Genomic DNA, 15,768 nt, shown 5'->3' on the forward strand with positions numbered 1-15,768 from the left:
GGGCGGTGCTCGCCGGGTCGGGGGCGGTGGCGCTGTTCGCGTTCGGCGGTCTGGGGCGCGGGCGGGTCGGCCGGGCCTGGGTGCTCTCGCTGTTCGGGCGGTACCGGGGGAGCGTCCGGCGCACCGGCCTTGTCTGGATCAACCCGCTGCTCAAGCGCCGCCGACTCGATGTGCGGCTGCGGCACTGGCGCAGCGACCCGCTGCCCGCGATGGACGCGAACGGCGCGGAGCTCCAGGTCACGCTCCTTGTCGTGTGGCGGATCGAGGACACCGCGCGCGCCACGTTCGCGGTCGGGGACCACCAGGCGTATCTGCGCCGGTGCGTCGAGGCGGCGATGGCCCGGGTGCTCTCGCAGCTCCCGGCCGACGCCTTCCACGGGGACGGGCCGACCCTGCGCGACGCGGAGGCGGTCGGCGACGCGCTGACCCGGATGCTCGCGGCGGACGTACAGCCCGCGGGTATCGAGGTGTTCTCGGTGCAGCCGACCCGTATCGAGTACGCCCCCGAGGTGGCCCAGCTGATGCGGCATCGCCGGGTCGCGGCCCTGGACGCCCGGCACCGGGACACCGTGCTCACCCAGTTGGTCGACTCAGTGGAGGACACGGTGACCCGGCTGACCGGGCGCGGTCTGGTCGACCTCGACGACTACGAGCGCAAGGCGCTGGTGAAGGATCTGACGGTGGCGTTCTATACGGGCCACGGAGGAGACCGGTGACGGGATGCCGATAGCCGGGGACAGATCACCGATGGCCGACGGAATTCGGTCGACTATTGGTCTGGACATGTTCAACTCTCATCAATAATCTGGGACTTGGTCTAGACCGCATCGCCGCACGTGCTCACGGAATCCCCCACCTCCACTCCAGGAGCACCAGGAGCATCAGCATGCGAACGAAGGTAGGCGCCGCCCTGTTCGGCGCGGCCGTCATAGGCATCTCCGCACTCGCCACCGGCAGCGCCAGCAGCCACGGCTACACCGACTCCCCCCTCAGCCGCCAGAAGCACTGCGCCAACGGCACCGTCACCGGTTGCGGTGGCATCCAGTGGGAGCCTCAGAGCGTCGAGGGCCCCAAGGGCTTCCCCGGCGCGGGCCCCGCCGACGGCCGGATCTGCTCCGGCGCCAACACCCGCTTCGGCGAACTCGACGCACCCAGGACCCCCAGCGGCGGCGAGTGGCCCGCCACCAACGTCACCGGCGGCCAGGGCTACACCTTCCACTGGACGCTCACCGCCGCCCACGCGACGACCGACTTCCGGTACTACATCACCAAGGACGGCTGGAACCAGAACGCGCCCCTGACCAGGGCCTCACTGGAGTCGCAGCCGTTCATGACCGTGCCGTACGGAGGTCAGCGGCCGCCGTACCAGGTGGCGCACCAGGGCACGATCCCGACACAGAAGTCGGGGCGCCACATCATCCTCGCGGTGTGGACGATCGCGGACACCGCGAACGCCTTCTACGCCTGCTCGGACGTGCGCTACTGACGCCGAGCGCCGGCCGGTGGTCAGAAGCACCCCGTGGGACCAGGTACGATTTACGGGTCAGCAGGCGCCGCTAGCTCAGTTGGTTAGAGCAGCTGACTCTTAATCAGCGGGGTCAGCAGGCGCCGCTAGCTCAGTTGGTTAGAGCAGCTGACTCTTAATCAGCGGGGTCAGCAGGCGCCGCTAGCTCAGTTGGTTAGAGCAGCTGACTCTTAATCAGCGGGTCCGGGGTTCGAGTCCCTGGCGGCGCACAGACGCAGCTGACTCTTAATCAGCGGGTCCGGGGTTCGAGTCCCTGGCGGCGCACAGACGCAGCTGACTCTTAATCAGCGGGTCCGGGGTTCGAGTCCCTGGCGGCGCACAGACGGCGAAAGGCCCCTCGCGAGAGCGAGGGGCCTTTCGTGTGCCGAGCCGGTGCTCAGCCGGTGCCCGGCCGTGTGCTCAGCGCAGCAGCTGGCCCCGGATGGCGCCATCGGGGAACTCCTTGTTGTGCAGGTTGAAGTAGAAGTTCTCGGAGTTGGCCGCGATGTGTTTCAGGCCCGCCGGGTCCAGCTTCCCCACGACGCCTGAGACCGCGAAGACGTTCTTGGGTATGGGTTCGGTGAACAGCGGGAACCGCACCTTGCCGTTGACGCCGATCTTGCCCTCGTGGACATGGGCGGCGGCCGGGGCGCCGATGTTCAGCCAGGCCAGCGAGTAGTGCACCTTGCCGTGCCGCGGCTGGATGAAGTTGACGCCGAACCCGTCCAGGTCGCCCACCAGCGGGCGGCCGTCCTCGCTGAACTCCTGGAAGCCGCTGGCCAGCGCGCGCAGCTTGCCCGCCTTGATGATGGCGAGCGGATTGATGTGCTGGGCGGAGCGGTGCAGCTGGCCGCGGACCGCCCCGCCGGGGAACTCCTTGGTGTGCAGGTTCACGTAGAACGCCCCGGGCTCGCTGGTGAGTGCCTTCGCCAGCTGGGCGTCCTCCAGTGTGGTCTGGCCCGCGGCGGCCCGTACCGTCTTGGGCATCGCCGACGTGAACAGCGGCACCTTGACGTCCCCGTTCTCGCCCTTGCCGCCGAGGTGGATATGGGCCGCGGACGGGGGCTTGATGCCGTGCCACTGCAGGGAGAACACGACCCGGCTCCCCTTGACCTTGACCTGTGCGACGGCCTTTCCGTCGGGGTCCCCGACGGCGGCGCCGTCGGTTCCGGGCACCTCCTGAGCGCCTGTGAGGGCGGCGACCAGGGAGGTCGCGCCCCCCTTGGACGGTGGGGTCGCCGTGGCGGGGGCCGCCCCCGCGGCCCCCAGCAGGCCCAGCGCGAGTGCCGTGGCCGACAGGCCCAGAAAACGCCTTCGCATGTGTCCGTCCTTTCACCAGCCATGGATGTCCGGCCGCACCCGGCGGCCGTACCCACATCCACGGGAGCGGGCGACGGATTACTCAGCGGACCCCCGTCTTTGAGGTGTTTGCCTCAACGCTGAGTCGCGGAGAGGGAGTTGTGCGTATCCCTCTGGAGACATCCCGCGACGGAGGACGAGGACGACCATCATGCGCGTACGCATCACCCTGCTCGCCGCACCGCTGGCGCTGGTCCTGGCCGCGTGTGGGGGAGGCGGGTCGGCCGACACGGCCGCGCCCCGGCCCTCACAGACGGCCGCGGAGAGGCCCGGCGCGGAGGCGCCCGCCGCGGAGGGCGGCGGCCCGGCTGCCCAGCCCGACGCCCCGGAGATCGAGGTGCAGGTGGTGAAGTCGAACTTCGGCCCCATCCTGGCCGACCAGGCAGGGCGGACGCTGTACGGATTCACCAAGGACAAGGACGGCGCGAGCAACTGCGACGCCGACTGCATCGCGGTGTGGCCCGCGCTGATCAGCCCGTCGAAGGTCGGCGCGGGGTCAGGAGCGGACGGCGACCTGCTCCGCCAGAGCGAGCAGGGCGAGGGCATCGTCCAGGCGGTGTACGGGGACTGGCCCCTGTACTACTACGTCGGTGACGCCGCGCCGGGTGACATCAACGGCCAGGGGCTGGACGAGGAGTGGTTCGTCGTGGCACCCGACGGAAAGCTGATCAAATAGCCCGGACTCCCGCTGGCCCGGATCCCCGCGAGCCCGGACTCCCGTGAGCCCGGACTCCCGCGGCCGGTTCAGATCGCCAGCGAGAGCAGTACCGGCGCCGCACCCCGGTTCAGCCTGTCCGCCGCCGCGCGCAGCCGGTGGGCGTGCTCGACCGGCAGCGACAGGGCGAGGCAGCCGACCATGGCGCCCGCGGTGATCGGGACGGCCGCGCAGACCGTGCCCACCGCGTACTCCTGCAGGTCGAGCATGGGCACCGACGGCGGCTGGGCGTCCAGCTTGCGGAACAGCAGCCGCTCGTCGGTGATCGTCCGGGAGGTGAGCCGGGCGGGCCTGTGGCGGGAGAGGTGGTCGCGGCGGCCGTTCATGTCGAGCTGGGTGAGCAGGCTCTTGCCGACCGCGCTGGCGTGGGCCGCGGAGCGGAAGTCCACCCACTCGTTCACCTTGGGGGCGCGTGGGCCGTCCGCGTACTGGGTGATCTTGACTTCGCCGTCGATGTACCGGCTGACGTAGACCGCCGCGCCGACCGTGTCGCGCAGCCCGTCCAGGGTCTGCTGGACCTGCTGCCGGATCGCCTGCTCGCGTCCGGCCGCGGAGCCGAGCCGGGTCAGCGCTTCGCCCGTGACGTAGGCCCCGTCGGCGACCTGCTGGACGTACCCCTCGCGGCGCAGCATGAGCAGCAGCGGGGTCAGGTGTCGTGCGGGCAGCCGCGCCTCGCGGGCGATCTGGACATCAGTCACGCCGGTGCTGTGCCGTGCCACGGTTTCGAGCACGCGGAGGGCGTGTTGCACCGAGTGGTTCGATGCGGTCGGCTCTGGTTTCAGCGCCACGTTATCCCCCTGCATGGACCGGTTCCGGACAGCTGGGCTCCGTACCACGATAGCCGCCAAAGGGGCCTTCTGTGGGGGGTGTTGACCAGATTGGTGACGCGTTCCCCGTCTCACGCATGCCGCGTAAGCTGGAACGCGCCACCCTGGCATATGCCACAGTCACACTATGGCGCCCCGAGCTCGGACGTTACCGTCCGTACTCAGAGAACTGCGCTCAGGAAGTCCCGGGTGCGCTGGTGGTCCGGCTCTCCGAAGATCTTCTCCGGAGTGCCCGATTCGAGTACCCGGCCCGAGTCGAACATCAGCACCTGGTCCGAGATGTCGCGGGCGAAGTTCATCTCGTGGGTCACACAGAGCATCGTGATGTCCGTGGTGTGCGCGATGTCCCGGAGTACGTCCAGGACCCCCGCGACCAGCTCCGGGTCGAGCGCGGAGGTGACCTCGTCCAGGAGGAGCACCTGCGGCCGCATGGCCAGCGCCCGCGCGATGGCCACGCGCTGCTGCTGACCACCGGAGAGCTGCGTCGGGTACTTGTCGATGTGCTCGGTCAGACCGACGAGTTCGAGCAGCTCGCGGGCGCGCTGGTCGGCCTCGTCCTTGGACAGGCCGAGCACATGGACCGGCGCCTCGGTGATGTTCCGCAGCACCTTCATGTTCGGGAAGAGGTTGAACTGCTGGAACACCATGCCGATGTTCTTGCGCACCTCTCTGACGTGCTTCTCACTGGCCGGGGCGAGCTTGCCGTCCTTCTCCTCGTGGGTGAGGTACTGGCCGCCGACCTTGATGGTGCCCTCCTCGGGCTTCACCAGGGTCATCAGCAGCCGCAGGATCGTGGTCTTGCCCGATCCGGAGGGGCCGATCAGGGTGACGTGCTTGCCCTTGTCCACGGAGAAGTCGAGCTGGTCCAGGACGACGTGGTCGCCGAAGCGCTTGACCACCTTGTCGAACCGGATCAGTTCGTTGCCGTCGGCCGCCGGGGTGGTGGACTCGTTCGGGGTGCTGCTGTCAGCGGACAAGACGACGCTCCAGGGCTCGGAGGGAGAGGGAAGCTGGGTAGGCGATGACAAGGAAGGCGAGGCCGACGATCGTGTACGCCTCCATGGTGAAGGTGGCGTTGCTGAAGCCCTTGGCCTCGCCGAGCATGTCCAGCGCCCCGATCGCCATGATCATCGGGGAGTCCTTCAGCATCGCCACCACGTAGTTGCCCAGCGCCGGGATCACCCGGCGGATGGCCTGCGGCAGGATGATCGCCCGCCAGGTGTGGCCGCGCGGCAGGCTGAGCGCGGTGGACGCCTCCCACTGGCCGACCGGCACGGCGTCGATGCCCGCGCGGTAGACCTCGGCGGTGTACGTCGAGTAGTGCAGGCCGAGGCCCACGATGCCCGTGGTCAGCGGGGACATCGACGGACCCCACTCCGGAACCACGTAGAACAGGAAGAACAGCTGCACCAGCAGCGGGGTGTTCCGGATGAACTCGGTGAACGCGGTCACCGGCCAGCTGATCCACTTCTGCGGCGACCGCTGCGCGATGGCCCAGACGAGCCCCAGGCTGAAGGCGATCAGCGTGCCCCAGGCCAGTGCCTGGAGCGTGACGAGCAGGCCGTCCCAGAACAGCGGCATGAACTCGTCGACGACGTCCCAGTCCCAGTTCACTTGACACCTCCGGTACCGGTGATGACGTCGGTGGTGGGCTTGGAGCGCAGACCGCTCAGCAGCCCCACCTTCGCGGTCGGCTGGCCGATCCTGGCCTTGGCGTGCCGCTCCAGCAGCCGCATCCCGCGGGTGAGGAGGAACGCGAAGACGAAGTACAGGACGAGCAGCAGCGTGTACATCGGCGCGCTCTCATTCGTGGCGAGCCGCAGCAGGTTGCCCGCGAAGGTCATGTCGGCCACGGTGATCAGCGAGACCAGTGCCGTGCCCTTGAGCAGCTCGATCAGCAGGTTGTTGAAGGCCGGGATCATCTCCGGCCAGGCCTGCGGGAGCTCGATGCGGCGCAGCCGCTGCATCCGGGTGAAGCTGAGCGCGATGCCCGCCTCACGCTGCGCGGGGGCCACGGCCGCCAGCGCGCCTCGTACGATCTCCGAGCCGTACGCGCCGTAGGTGAGCCCCAGCGCCACGATGCCCGCGATCATCGGCGACACGAACTGCCAGCCGAACATCAGGGGCAGCGCGAAGGCGAACCAGAACATCAGGATCAGCGCGGACGTGCCGCGGAAGATCTCGAAGTAGGTTCCGGACAGGAACCGCACCACCCAGAACTGGGACTTGCGCAGGATGCCGACGGGGAACGCGACCAGGAACGCCAGTGCCGAGCTCAGCAAGGTGACCTGCACCGTCACCCAGACGCCCGGCAGGAACCAGGTAGTGAAGAACTCCGATGTCATCATCAGCCGCACAGCTCCTCTGCGGTCAGGTCAGTCATCTCGTCCTTGGTGAACCCGAAGGGCTGGACGATCCGCAGCAGCTGGCCGCTGTCCTTGAGCTTGTGCAGCTCCCTGTTGAACGCGTCGCGCAGGTTCTTCTCGGACTGCCGGAAGGCGAAGCCGCCCGCGCCGTACGCGGGTTCGCCGCCCAGCTCCGGCTGGAAGGCCTCGGTGGCCTCGACCTGGTTGTTGCCCTTGACGACGCCCTGGACCGTGATGTTGGTGCCCGCGAAGGCGTCGACGCGGCCCTGCCGTACGGCGTCGAGACCGGCCACCTGGTCGGGCAGGATCAGGATGTCCTTCACGCCCGCGTCCTTGGCGTAGTCGATCTCGGCGTACGCGGTGCCGCTGGCGAGCTTGAGCCCCTTCTTGGCGATGTCCTCATAGCTCTTGATCCCGTGCGGATTGCCCTTCTTCACGATGAAGGAGTCGAGCATCAGGTAGTCGGGGTCGGAGAACAGCACCTGCGCGCAGCGGGTGGGGTTGATGTACATACCCGCCGACACGACGTCGAACTGCTGCGCCTTCAGTCCGGGGATGAGAGCGCCGAACTCCGTCGGAATGGCTCGGATGTTGTCCACGCCGAGGGACTTGAAGATGACTCGTGCGATCTCCGGCGCCTCCCCCGTGGCGATACCGTCCTCGTCGACGTACCCGAAAGGAGGCTCGCTGGCGATGCCGACCCTGACGGTTCCCCTGTCGCGGAGTCGGTCGAGCAGGCTTCCTCCTTCGATTTCGCCCACGTCCGGTACCCTGCTGCATCCCGCAGCGCCGAGCGCACCCAGCGCCGCTGCACCCGCGAGCAGGGAGCGGCGGCGTAGTGGCCTGCCTGTGAATCCCTCGTTGTTCTCATGTGGTGGAGCCATGGGCGCGCGACTACCCGGGACGGCGCGAGGTATGCGGCTTGATTTCGGCCCGTGATAGGAGTGAGATCTGCCCGGCCGCGGGGGAAGCATGGGGGCATGAGCGATCGCCACATCGAAGTCTCCCTCGACAAGCGGGGCGTCAGCTGCACGGCAAAGCTGCTCGACGACCGCGCGCCGATCACCTGTCAGGCGGTCTGGGACGCCCTGCCGTTGGGCTCGGACGTCTACCACGCCAAGTACGCGCGTAATGAGATCTACGCACTCTTCCCGGCCTTCGCCCCGGAGGAACCTCCCCTGGAGAACCCCACCATCACCCCCATCCCGGGCGACCTCTGCTACTTCACCTTCTCCGGTACGGAGTTGGGCACCAAGTCGTACGGATACGGCACCGAGCAGCGCGGCACGGTCGTCGACCTGGCGTTGTTCTACGAGCGGAACAACCTGCTGATCAACGCGGATGTGGGCTGGGTTCCGGGGATCGTGTGGGGCCAAGTGGTGGACGGCCTCGACCGGATGGCCGAGGCCTGTCACGACCTGTGGCGGGCGGGCGCGCTGGGCGAGTCGCTCAACTTCAGGCGGGCCTAGCCAGTTCAGGACGGGGGATATCGGCGGCCCCGGACTCGTACAGCGCGTGGGCCGCCCGCAGCACGAGCGCGTCCGCGTGCCGGGCGGCCACCAGCTGGACGCCGATCGGGAGCCCGTCCCCGTCGACCCCGCACGGCACGGTCGCCGCGGGCTGCTGGGTCATGTTGAAGGGGTACGAGAACGGGGTCCAGCCCGTCCAGCGGCGGTGGCCGGAGTCCTTCGGCACCTCGACCCCCGCCTCGAACGCGGTGATCGGCAGGGTGGGGGTGACGAGGAGGTCGTAGGTGGAGTGGAAGCGGCCCATACGGCGGCCCAGGTCCATCCGTACGTCCACGGCGGCCAGGTAGTCCAGCGCCGTGTATCGGGCGCCGCGCGCGCAGATCTCCCGCAGGCCGGGGTCCAGGAGTGCCCGCTGCTCGTCGCTGAAGTGCTCCACGACGCGGGCCGCGCCGCTGAACCACAGGGTGTGGAAGGCCTCCAGCGGCTCGCTGAAGTCGGGGTCGGCCTCCTCGACGTACGCGCCGAGGTCGGCCAGCCTCTGCACCGCGCCGCGCACCGCGGCCGCGACCGCGGGCTGCACCGCCACCTGGCCGCCGAGCGTCGGCGAGTACGCGACCCGCAGACCGCGTACGCCGCCCGTGAGGTCCTCGCCGAAGCTGCCCGCTGCCGGGCCGAGGCCCGACCAGTCGCGCGGGTCGGGGCCGCTGATCACGTCCATCACCAGGGCCGCGTCCGCCGCGTCGCGGGTCATCGGGCCCACGTGCGCCAGCGTGCCGAAGGCGCTCGCGGGATACAGCGGCACCCGGCCGTACGTCGGCTTCAGCGCGAAGATCCCGCAGAACGAGCCGGGGATACGGACGCTGCCGCCGCCGTCGGTGCCGAGCGCCACGGGCCCCGCGCCGAGCGCCACGGCCGCGGCGGCGCCGCCGCTGGAGCCGCCCGCGGTGCGCTCCGGGTCGTACGGGTTGCGGGTGATCCCGGACAGCGGGCTGTCCGTCACGCCCTTCCAGCCGAACTCGGGTGTGGTGGTCTTGCCGAGGAACACCGCGCCGTGTTCGCGCAGCCTCGCGACGGAGGGGGCGTCCTCGTCCCAGGGGCCCTCGGTACGGGTCGCGAGGGAGCCGCGTCTGGTGGGGCCGCCGCGCTGCAGCAGGATGTCTTTGACGGTGACGGGTACGCCGTCGACCAGGCCCTGCGGCTCGCCGCGGCGCCAGCGGCGGGCGGCGGCCTCGGCCTGTTCCAGGGCCTGCTCCTCGTCCACGCGCACGAACGCGTTGACGACCGGCTCGGTCTCCTCGATCCGGGCGAGCGCGGCCCGGACCGCGTCCACCGGGCTGAACTCGCCCTTCCGGTACCCGTCGATGAGCTGCACCGCGGTGAGGGTGGCTAGCTCGGTCATCGATCCTCCAGGTGGTTGGGTGGCGCGCGTCCAAGAAGCTCCCCCACCCCGCCCCTTCCCGAAACTGGGGGCAAGCCCCCAGACCCCGAACGCCCTCCGGGCGTGGCCTCAAACGCCGGCCGGGCTGAAAGTTTTCAGCCCGGCACATACCCCCGCGACTTGTCGATCACATTGGGCAGCGGCTTCCCCGCCGCCCACAGCTCGAAGAACTCCACGAACTGCTCCCCGAGAGCGTCCCGCCACCCCACGGTGTCCCCGCTCATATGCGGGGACACCAACAACCCCGGCACCCCCCACAGCGGGCTGTCCGAAGGCAGCGGCTCCTCCTCGAAGACATCGAGCGCCGCCCCCGCGATCGACCGCCGCGACAACGCGTCCACCAGATCCGCCTCCACCACCAGCTGCCCCCGCCCCACATTGATGAAGCGCGCCGACGGCCGCATCAGGTCGAACCGCCGCGCGGAGAACATCCCGCGCGTCGACGACGTCAGCGGCGCCACGGACACCACCCAGTCCGCCCCCGCGAGCAGCCGGTCAAGATCGTCCTGCCCGTGCACCCCCGCCCGCGCCGTACGCCCGACGACGGCCGTGTGCACCCCAAGCGCCGTGAGCGTCGCGGCGATCGCCTGCCCGATCGGCCCCGAGCCGACCACACACGCCCGGGTCCCCGCGACGCGCTCGGTCTCGCGGTGCTTCCAGCGCCGCTCCCGCTGGAGCTCCAGGCTGCCCGGCAGATCCTTTGCGAAGGCGAGGACCAGACCGGCTACGTACTCCGCGATGGGCCGGTCGAAGATGCCTCTGGCATTGGTCACCACTGTGTCGGAGGCGACCAGCTCGGGGCAGAGCAGATGGTCCGCGCCGGCGCTCGCGGTGTGCACCCAGCGCGGCCGGGGTCCCGGGCCGGGCCAGGCGTGCCGTACCGCCTGCGAGGAGAAGTCCCACACGAGCAGCACATCCGCGAGCGGCAGCTGCTCGGCCAGGGTGGAGGCGTCGGCGTGCAGGACTCGGGCGCGCCCGGCGAGCCTGCCGAGCCGCGGTGGAGGATCGGCGTCGAGTACCAGAAGAGTAGGCTCGGACACAGTGGGGAAACCGTTTCGCAATGCGTATCCGCTTCCCTTGGAAGGAATCAGTCAGGGCCGTCTGAGATGTGCGGATTGACCACGCTGGCACCTGAATCTACCTTCGTCAATAAGGGCACTCCACGAGTCCCTGAAGACGTCTCAGGACGTCTGCTCGCTCTTCTGTCCCGACGTCCCGGCGAGTGCCGGATCCACGTACCACCTCCGGCCGCCGGCCGGCCCTCCTTCATACCTGCTGAACCTGCTGGGGCCTGTCATGGACGTCTCTTTCCTGGGTGGTCCACACCCGCAACGCGGTATCGGTGTCGTCGCCCCTTTTGACTTCGCTCTCGATCGAGAGCTGTGGCGCTGGGTCCCCGACGAGATCTCCCTGCATCTGACCCGTACGCCCTTCGTGCCCGTGGAGGTCAGCCTCGACCTCGCGCGCCTGGTCAGCGAGCACGAGACGCTGCGGGACGCGGTACGGGCGCTGAACGCGGCCGAGCCCGAAGTCATCGCCTACGCCTGCACATCGGGCAGCTTCGTGGACGGCATGGTCGGCGAGCGCACCATGAGTGCGGCCATGGAGGCCGCGTCCGAGGTCTCGTCGCTGACCACGTCGGGCGCGCTCCTGGAGGCGCTGACCGAGCTGGGCGCGCAGCGGATCGCACTGGTCACGCCCTATACGGACTCGGTGACCGAGGCCCTGGAGGACTATCTCGGCGAGGCGGGCATCACGGTCGTGAGCCGGACGGGCCTCGGGCTGACCCGGCACATCTGGAAGGTGCCGTACCACGACGTGGTCGCCATGGCCAGGACCGCGGTGCACGAGGACGTGGAGGTGGACGCCCTCTTCATCAGCTGCACCAACCTGCCCACCTACGACGCGATTCCCCAGCTGGAGGCCGAGCTCAGGGTGCCGGTCATCTCGGCCAACCAGGTCACGATGTGGTCAGCGCTGCGCCGACTGGGTACGAGTGCGATGGGGCCCTACCAGGCCCTGATCGACGACTCGGCGCGGCGGATTCTGCGCGGGCCTGCCATCCCGGAGCCGCCGTTGCCGGAGCCGGTACAGGAGCCGCCGCTGCAGGAGCCGCCGGCGTATCCCGAGTACCCGAGCACCGAGTAACGACGAGCACGGAGGCCGCTGATGACCGCACTCGGATTCCTCTACCCGGGCCACTCGGCCGAGGACGACTACCCGCGGATCGAGATGCTGCTCGACAGCGACATCCGGCTGGCGCTGATCCACACGGACATCGGCGAGGACGCCCACCGGGTCGACGCGTTGCTCGAGATGGGTTCGGCCGGCCGGCTCGCGGCCAAGGTGGAGGAGCTGCGGCTGGCCGGGGCCGATGCCGTGGTGTGGGCCTGCACCAGCGGGAGCTTCGTCTTCGGCTGGGAGGGCGCGCACGAACAGGTGCGGAACCTGGCCAGGGCGGCGGGCATGCCGGCCTCCAGTACGTCCTTCGCCTTCGCCCACGCGGTACGGGAGCTGGGCGCGACCCGCGTGTCGATCGCGGCGACCTATCCCGAGGACGTGGCCGAGCACTTCACGGCCTTCCTCAAGGCCTCGGGCACCGAGGTGGTCGGGATGCGCGGCAGCGGGATCATCACGGCCGCCGAGGTCGGCACCTGGGGGAGGGACGAGGTGCTGGCCCTGGCGCGCGGCGGCGACCATCCGGACGCGCAGGCGGTGCTGCTGCCGGACACGGCGCTGCACACGGCGGCGTACATCCGCGACCTGGAGGCGGAACTGGGCAAGCCGGTGCTCACGGCCAACCAGGTCACGGTCTGGGAGGCGCTGCGGCTGGCCGACCGGCGCGCCAACTGCCCGGCGCTCGGACAGCTCTTCACGAGGGAGCCGATTGTCCAGGTGAAGTAGGGGGCTTCGGGGCCAGGAACAGACAGGGCCTGGGAATAAGCGGAGTGTGCCTCCTGTTCGTAGGTCGCAGAGCATCGTGACGTACGTACGTATCCAGGAGGCACACCGGTGAGCGACGAGCAGACGATCCGCGGCGAGGCCCAGGGCGACGCCCCGGTCCCCCTGTCCGTACTCGACCTGGCCACCGTCGGCGCGGGCCGCACCGCCACGCAGGCGCTGCGGACCAGCGTGGAGATCGCCATGCTCGCCGAGCGGCGTGGCTTTCACCGCTACTGGGTCGCCGAGCACCACTCCATGCCCGGTGTGGCCTCCTCGTCCCCCGCCGTCATCCTGGCCCATCTGGCCGCCCACACCCGGCGCATCCGCCTCGGCTCCGGTGGCGTGATGCTCCCCAACCACGCCCCGCTGGTCATCGCGGAACAGTTCGGCACCCTGGAGGCGCTCGCGCCGGGCCGGATCGACCTGGGCCTCGGGCGCGCCCCCGGCACGGACGGTGCGACGGCCGCCGCACTGCGCAGGACCGACCGGCTGAACGAAGGCGCCGACGACTTCCCGCAGCAGCTCGCCGAGCTGACGCACTTCCTGGACGACGACTTCCCCGAGGGGCACCGGTACGGCCGTATCCACGCGGTGCCGGGCCCGGTCCAGGCCACCTCACCCGGTGGCGTCCAGTCGACGGCCCGCCCCTCCCTCTGGCTGCTCGGCTCCTCCGGCTTCAGCGCCCGCCTTGCCGGTCAGCTCGGGCTGCCGTTCGCCTTCGCCCACCACTTCTCCGCGCAGAACACCGTCCCCGCGCTCGACCTGTACCGCGACTCCTTCCGGCCGTCGGCGGTGCTCGACGAGCCGTACGCCCTGATCGGCGTCTCGGCGCTGGCCGCTGACGACGCCCGCGAGGCCCGCCGCCAGGTGCTCACCGGCGCCCTGTCGATGCTGCGGCTGCGCACCGGACGGCCGGGGCTCATCCCGACACCCGAAGAGGCCGAGGCGTACGCCTTCAGCGACCTGGAGCGGGAGTTCGTCGACGGCTGGCTGGGCAACGTCGTGCACGGCACCCCGGACGAGGTCCGCACCGGCCTCGACGACCTGCACAAGCGCACCGGCGCGGCGGAACTGATGATCACGGCCAACGCGCACAGTGGCGAGGCCCGGCTGCGTTCCTACGAACTGATCGCCGACGCCTACGGGTTGCCCACGGCCGATGACGAGCCGAACGACGTCGAGCCGAGCAGTGTGGAGATACGATCCGGCGGCACCGCGCGCGAGTAGAGCCAGCCCTGCCCCGTGTCGCAGCCGATCCGCCGCAGCCGGTCGGCCTGACCCGCCGTCTCCACGCACTCCGCGGTGACGGTCAGGCCGAGCCGGTGCGCGAGCTGGACCAGGGCCTCCACGATGGTCTGGTCGGCGGGGTTGGGCTGCGCACCGCCGTCCGTACCGCCCTCGGCGTCGCCGTCGCCGTCCTCGTATTGGAAGCCGCGGACGAACGAGCCGTCCAGCTTGAGCACGGAGACCGGCAGCCGGCTCAGATACGCGAGGTTCGAGTAGCCGGTGCCGAAGTCGTCGATGGCGATGCACACCCCCATGTCGCTGAGCGCCTGCAACGCCTGCAGCGGGCGTCCGGCCGAGCCCATCACCGCGGACTCGGTGAGCTCCAGCTGCAGCAGCCGCGGCGGCAGCCCGGTCTCGGCGAGGATCTCCGCCACGTCCGCGACCAGGTCGGAGTCCCATACCTGGCGTACCGCGACATTGACGCTGACGAACAGCGGCCGGGCGTCCGGGTGCTCCAGCTGCCAGCGTCTGGCCTGCCGACAGGCGGTACGCAGCACCCAGCGGCCCAGCGGGACGATCGAGCCGTCCTCCTCGGCCAGTGAGATGAACCGATTCGGCGTCAAAGTCCCGAACCGGGGGTGATGCCAGCGCACCAGCGCCTCGACCCCGCGCACCCCGCCGTCCCCCATGTCCACCAGCGGCTGGTACTCCAGCGTGAACTCACCCCGCTCGACGGCCGGGCGCAGCGTGGACGACAGGGCCTGACGGGTCATCCGGTGGGCGTTGCGCTCCGGGTCGAAGAGTGTCCAGCGGGCCTTGCCGTCCGCCTTCGCCCAGTACAGCGTGGTGTCGGCGGCCTGCATCAGGCCGGTCGCGCTGGTGCCAGCGGCGAGTCGTTCCACCACGCCGATGGAGGCGGAGAGCGAGAGCCGGTGCCCGGACAGGTCGAAGGGCTCCTGGAGGGCGTTCAGTACGGACTCGGCGAGGTCGGACAGCTGCTCGGTGCCGGTGGAGTCCTCGACCAGCAGCGCGAACTCGTCGCCGCCGAGCCGGGCCACCAGCGGGGCACCGGCGCCGGGGCCGCTGTGCGGCGGGCCCCAGCGGTCGTAGCCCGCCTGGTCGGCGCAGTGCGTGAGGCGGGTGGCGACGGCCGCCAGGAGCCGGTCGCCGGTGCGGTGTCCGAGGGTGTCGTTGACCGCCTTGAACCCGTCGAGGTCGAGATAGCACAGGCCGATCCGCCCGGTGCCCGTGCCGTGGTACGCGGCCGCTTCGAGCGCGCCGGTGAGCCGCTCGAAGAACAGGGCGCGGTTGGGCAGCCGGGTCACCGCGTCGTGCATCTGCAGATGGCGCAGCTGTGCCTGGAGTTCGCGGCGGGCGCTGATGTCCGCGACGGAGAGCAGTACGGCGGAGCCGCCCGGCACCGGTGAGACGGTGATCTGGGCCCAGAGGGAGTGCCCGTCGGGGTGCTTGATCCGGCGCGAGCAGCGCAGCTTGGCCTGTCGGCCGCGGAGCACCTCGCGGTACGCGTGCCAGGTGCGGGCGTCCGAGGTCAGGTCCACCAGGTCCGCCGCGACCTGGCCGGCCAGCTCGGCGGGCGGGGCGCCGAGCAGGGTGCCGAGCGCGTCGTTGGCGGTGGTGACGAAGCCCTCCCGGTCGACGACGGCCATGGCGAAGTGGGAGGCGAGGAAGGCGGCGCGGTAGTCGTGCGGCTCGGGGCCGGCGTGACCGGACGGGGGCTGACCGGGCGTGGGCTGACCGGGCGCGAGGGGACCAGGCGCGGGGGGACCGGCCGCAGGCGGAGCGTGACGCTCCGTGAAGGCTGGTCGGACGGCATCGGAGGCCGGCGCTGCCGTGGGTGTCGGCCCTTCGGACGTTCCGCTCACCGCTTGCTCCCGCAGGGCAGTTGTTGTCGAACAGGTC

At 70.2% G+C, this 15,768-nt stretch carries 16 protein-coding genes and 1 tRNA gene; 8 read left to right on the forward strand and 9 right to left on the reverse strand.

Annotated features, from left to right (window positions below; translation table 11 throughout):
• From U9R90_RS32950 to U9R90_RS32960, 3 genes are all read left to right on the forward strand, one after another.
• On the forward strand, nucleotides 1-716 hold a 716-nt coding region (locus U9R90_RS32950), incomplete at its 5' end, for an SPFH domain-containing protein (protein ID WP_411060762.1).
• Between the two features lie 170 nt (nucleotides 717-886).
• Entirely contained in the window at nucleotides 887-1,486 is a 600-nt protein-coding gene (locus U9R90_RS32955) for a lytic polysaccharide monooxygenase (RefSeq protein ID WP_411060764.1), read from the forward strand.
• Between the two features lie 174 nt (nucleotides 1,487-1,660).
• Nucleotides 1,661-1,734 (forward strand) — tRNA-Lys (locus U9R90_RS32960).
• 190 nt (nucleotides 1,735-1,924) lie between these two features.
• Here U9R90_RS32960 and U9R90_RS32965 read toward each other — a convergent pair.
• On the reverse strand, nucleotides 1,925-2,824 hold the full coding sequence (locus U9R90_RS32965; RefSeq protein WP_411060766.1) for a CHRD domain-containing protein: 900 nt from the start codon (nucleotides 2,822-2,824) through the stop codon (nucleotides 1,925-1,927).
• 190 nt (nucleotides 2,825-3,014) lie between these two features.
• Here U9R90_RS32965 and U9R90_RS32970 point away from each other — a divergent pair, with 190 nt between their 5' ends.
• The gene (locus U9R90_RS32970) at nucleotides 3,015-3,539 is read left to right on the forward strand and encodes a hypothetical protein (RefSeq protein WP_411060768.1); all 525 of its coding nucleotides are present in this window, start codon (nucleotides 3,015-3,017) and stop codon (nucleotides 3,537-3,539) included.
• Nucleotides 3,540-3,607: 68 nt separating this feature from the next.
• Here U9R90_RS32970 and U9R90_RS32975 read toward each other — a convergent pair whose 3' ends face one another.
• From U9R90_RS32975 to ehuB, 5 genes are all read right to left on the reverse strand, one after another.
• On the reverse strand, nucleotides 3,608-4,366 hold the full coding sequence (locus U9R90_RS32975) for an IclR family transcriptional regulator (RefSeq protein WP_411060769.1): 759 nt from the start codon (nucleotides 4,364-4,366) through the stop codon (nucleotides 3,608-3,610).
• Nucleotides 4,367-4,566: 200 nt separating this feature from the next.
• Complete coding sequence (gene ehuA, locus U9R90_RS32980; RefSeq protein WP_411060771.1) at nucleotides 4,567-5,382, reverse strand: ectoine/hydroxyectoine ABC transporter ATP-binding protein EhuA; 816 nt, start codon at nucleotides 5,380-5,382, stop codon at nucleotides 4,567-4,569.
• Entirely contained in the window at nucleotides 5,372-6,019 is a 648-nt protein-coding gene (gene ehuD / locus U9R90_RS32985) for an ectoine/hydroxyectoine ABC transporter permease subunit EhuD (RefSeq protein WP_411060773.1), read from the reverse strand. The genes ehuA and ehuD overlap by 11 nt, the downstream gene beginning before the upstream one ends.
• Nucleotides 6,016-6,753, reverse strand: coding sequence for an ectoine/hydroxyectoine ABC transporter permease subunit EhuC (ehuC, locus tag U9R90_RS32990; protein ID WP_411060774.1), 738 nt, complete (start codon nucleotides 6,751-6,753; stop codon nucleotides 6,016-6,018). The genes ehuD and ehuC overlap by 4 nt, the downstream gene beginning before the upstream one ends.
• Entirely contained in the window at nucleotides 6,753-7,655 is a 903-nt protein-coding gene (gene ehuB, locus U9R90_RS32995) for an ectoine/hydroxyectoine ABC transporter substrate-binding protein EhuB (RefSeq protein ID WP_411060775.1), read from the reverse strand. The genes ehuC and ehuB overlap by 1 nt, the downstream gene beginning before the upstream one ends.
• Before the next feature lie 96 nt (nucleotides 7,656-7,751).
• Here ehuB and U9R90_RS33000 point away from each other — a divergent pair, with 96 nt between their 5' ends.
• Nucleotides 7,752-8,240 (forward strand): DUF3830 family protein, encoded by a 489-nt coding sequence (locus U9R90_RS33000; RefSeq protein ID WP_411060776.1) that lies wholly within the window; start codon nucleotides 7,752-7,754, stop codon nucleotides 8,238-8,240.
• Here U9R90_RS33000 and U9R90_RS33005 read toward each other — a convergent pair.
• Nucleotides 8,227-9,639, reverse strand: coding sequence for an amidase (locus tag U9R90_RS33005; protein ID WP_411060777.1), 1,413 nt, complete (start codon nucleotides 9,637-9,639; stop codon nucleotides 8,227-8,229). The two genes, U9R90_RS33000 and U9R90_RS33005, sit on opposite strands and share 14 nt — an antisense overlap.
• A gap of 134 nt (nucleotides 9,640-9,773) precedes the next feature.
• Nucleotides 9,774-10,718 (reverse strand): D-2-hydroxyacid dehydrogenase, encoded by a 945-nt coding sequence (locus U9R90_RS33010; protein WP_411060779.1) that lies wholly within the window; start codon nucleotides 10,716-10,718, stop codon nucleotides 9,774-9,776.
• Nucleotides 10,719-10,974: 256 nt separating this feature from the next.
• Here U9R90_RS33010 and U9R90_RS33015 point away from each other — a divergent pair, with 256 nt between their 5' ends.
• The 3 genes from U9R90_RS33015 (at nucleotide 10,975) to U9R90_RS33025 (ending at nucleotide 13,848) form a co-directional block, all read left to right on the forward strand.
• A complete protein-coding gene (locus U9R90_RS33015; protein ID WP_411060781.1) occupies nucleotides 10,975-11,826 on the forward strand; it encodes a decarboxylase in 852 nt (283 codons plus the stop codon).
• Between the two features lie 21 nt (nucleotides 11,827-11,847).
• Nucleotides 11,848-12,582, forward strand: coding sequence for a decarboxylase (locus tag U9R90_RS33020; RefSeq protein WP_411060783.1), 735 nt, complete (start codon nucleotides 11,848-11,850; stop codon nucleotides 12,580-12,582).
• A 108-nt stretch (nucleotides 12,583-12,690) separates the two neighbouring features.
• Nucleotides 12,691-13,848 carry an LLM class flavin-dependent oxidoreductase gene (locus U9R90_RS33025; protein WP_411060784.1) on the forward strand — a complete coding sequence of 386 codons (1,158 nt, stop codon included), beginning with the start codon at nucleotides 12,691-12,693 and terminating at the stop codon, nucleotides 13,846-13,848.
• Here the strand turns inward: U9R90_RS33025 and U9R90_RS33030 are convergent.
• Nucleotides 13,761-15,731, reverse strand: coding sequence for a putative bifunctional diguanylate cyclase/phosphodiesterase (locus tag U9R90_RS33030; protein ID WP_411060785.1), 1,971 nt, complete (start codon nucleotides 15,729-15,731; stop codon nucleotides 13,761-13,763). The two genes, U9R90_RS33025 and U9R90_RS33030, sit on opposite strands and share 88 nt — an antisense overlap.
• Between the last annotated feature and the right edge of the window lie 37 nt (nucleotides 15,732-15,768).

The organism is Streptomyces sp. E11-3 (assembly GCF_046540415.1).
In the GTDB taxonomy this organism is placed as follows: Bacteria; Actinomycetota; Actinomycetes; order Streptomycetales; family Streptomycetaceae; genus Streptomyces.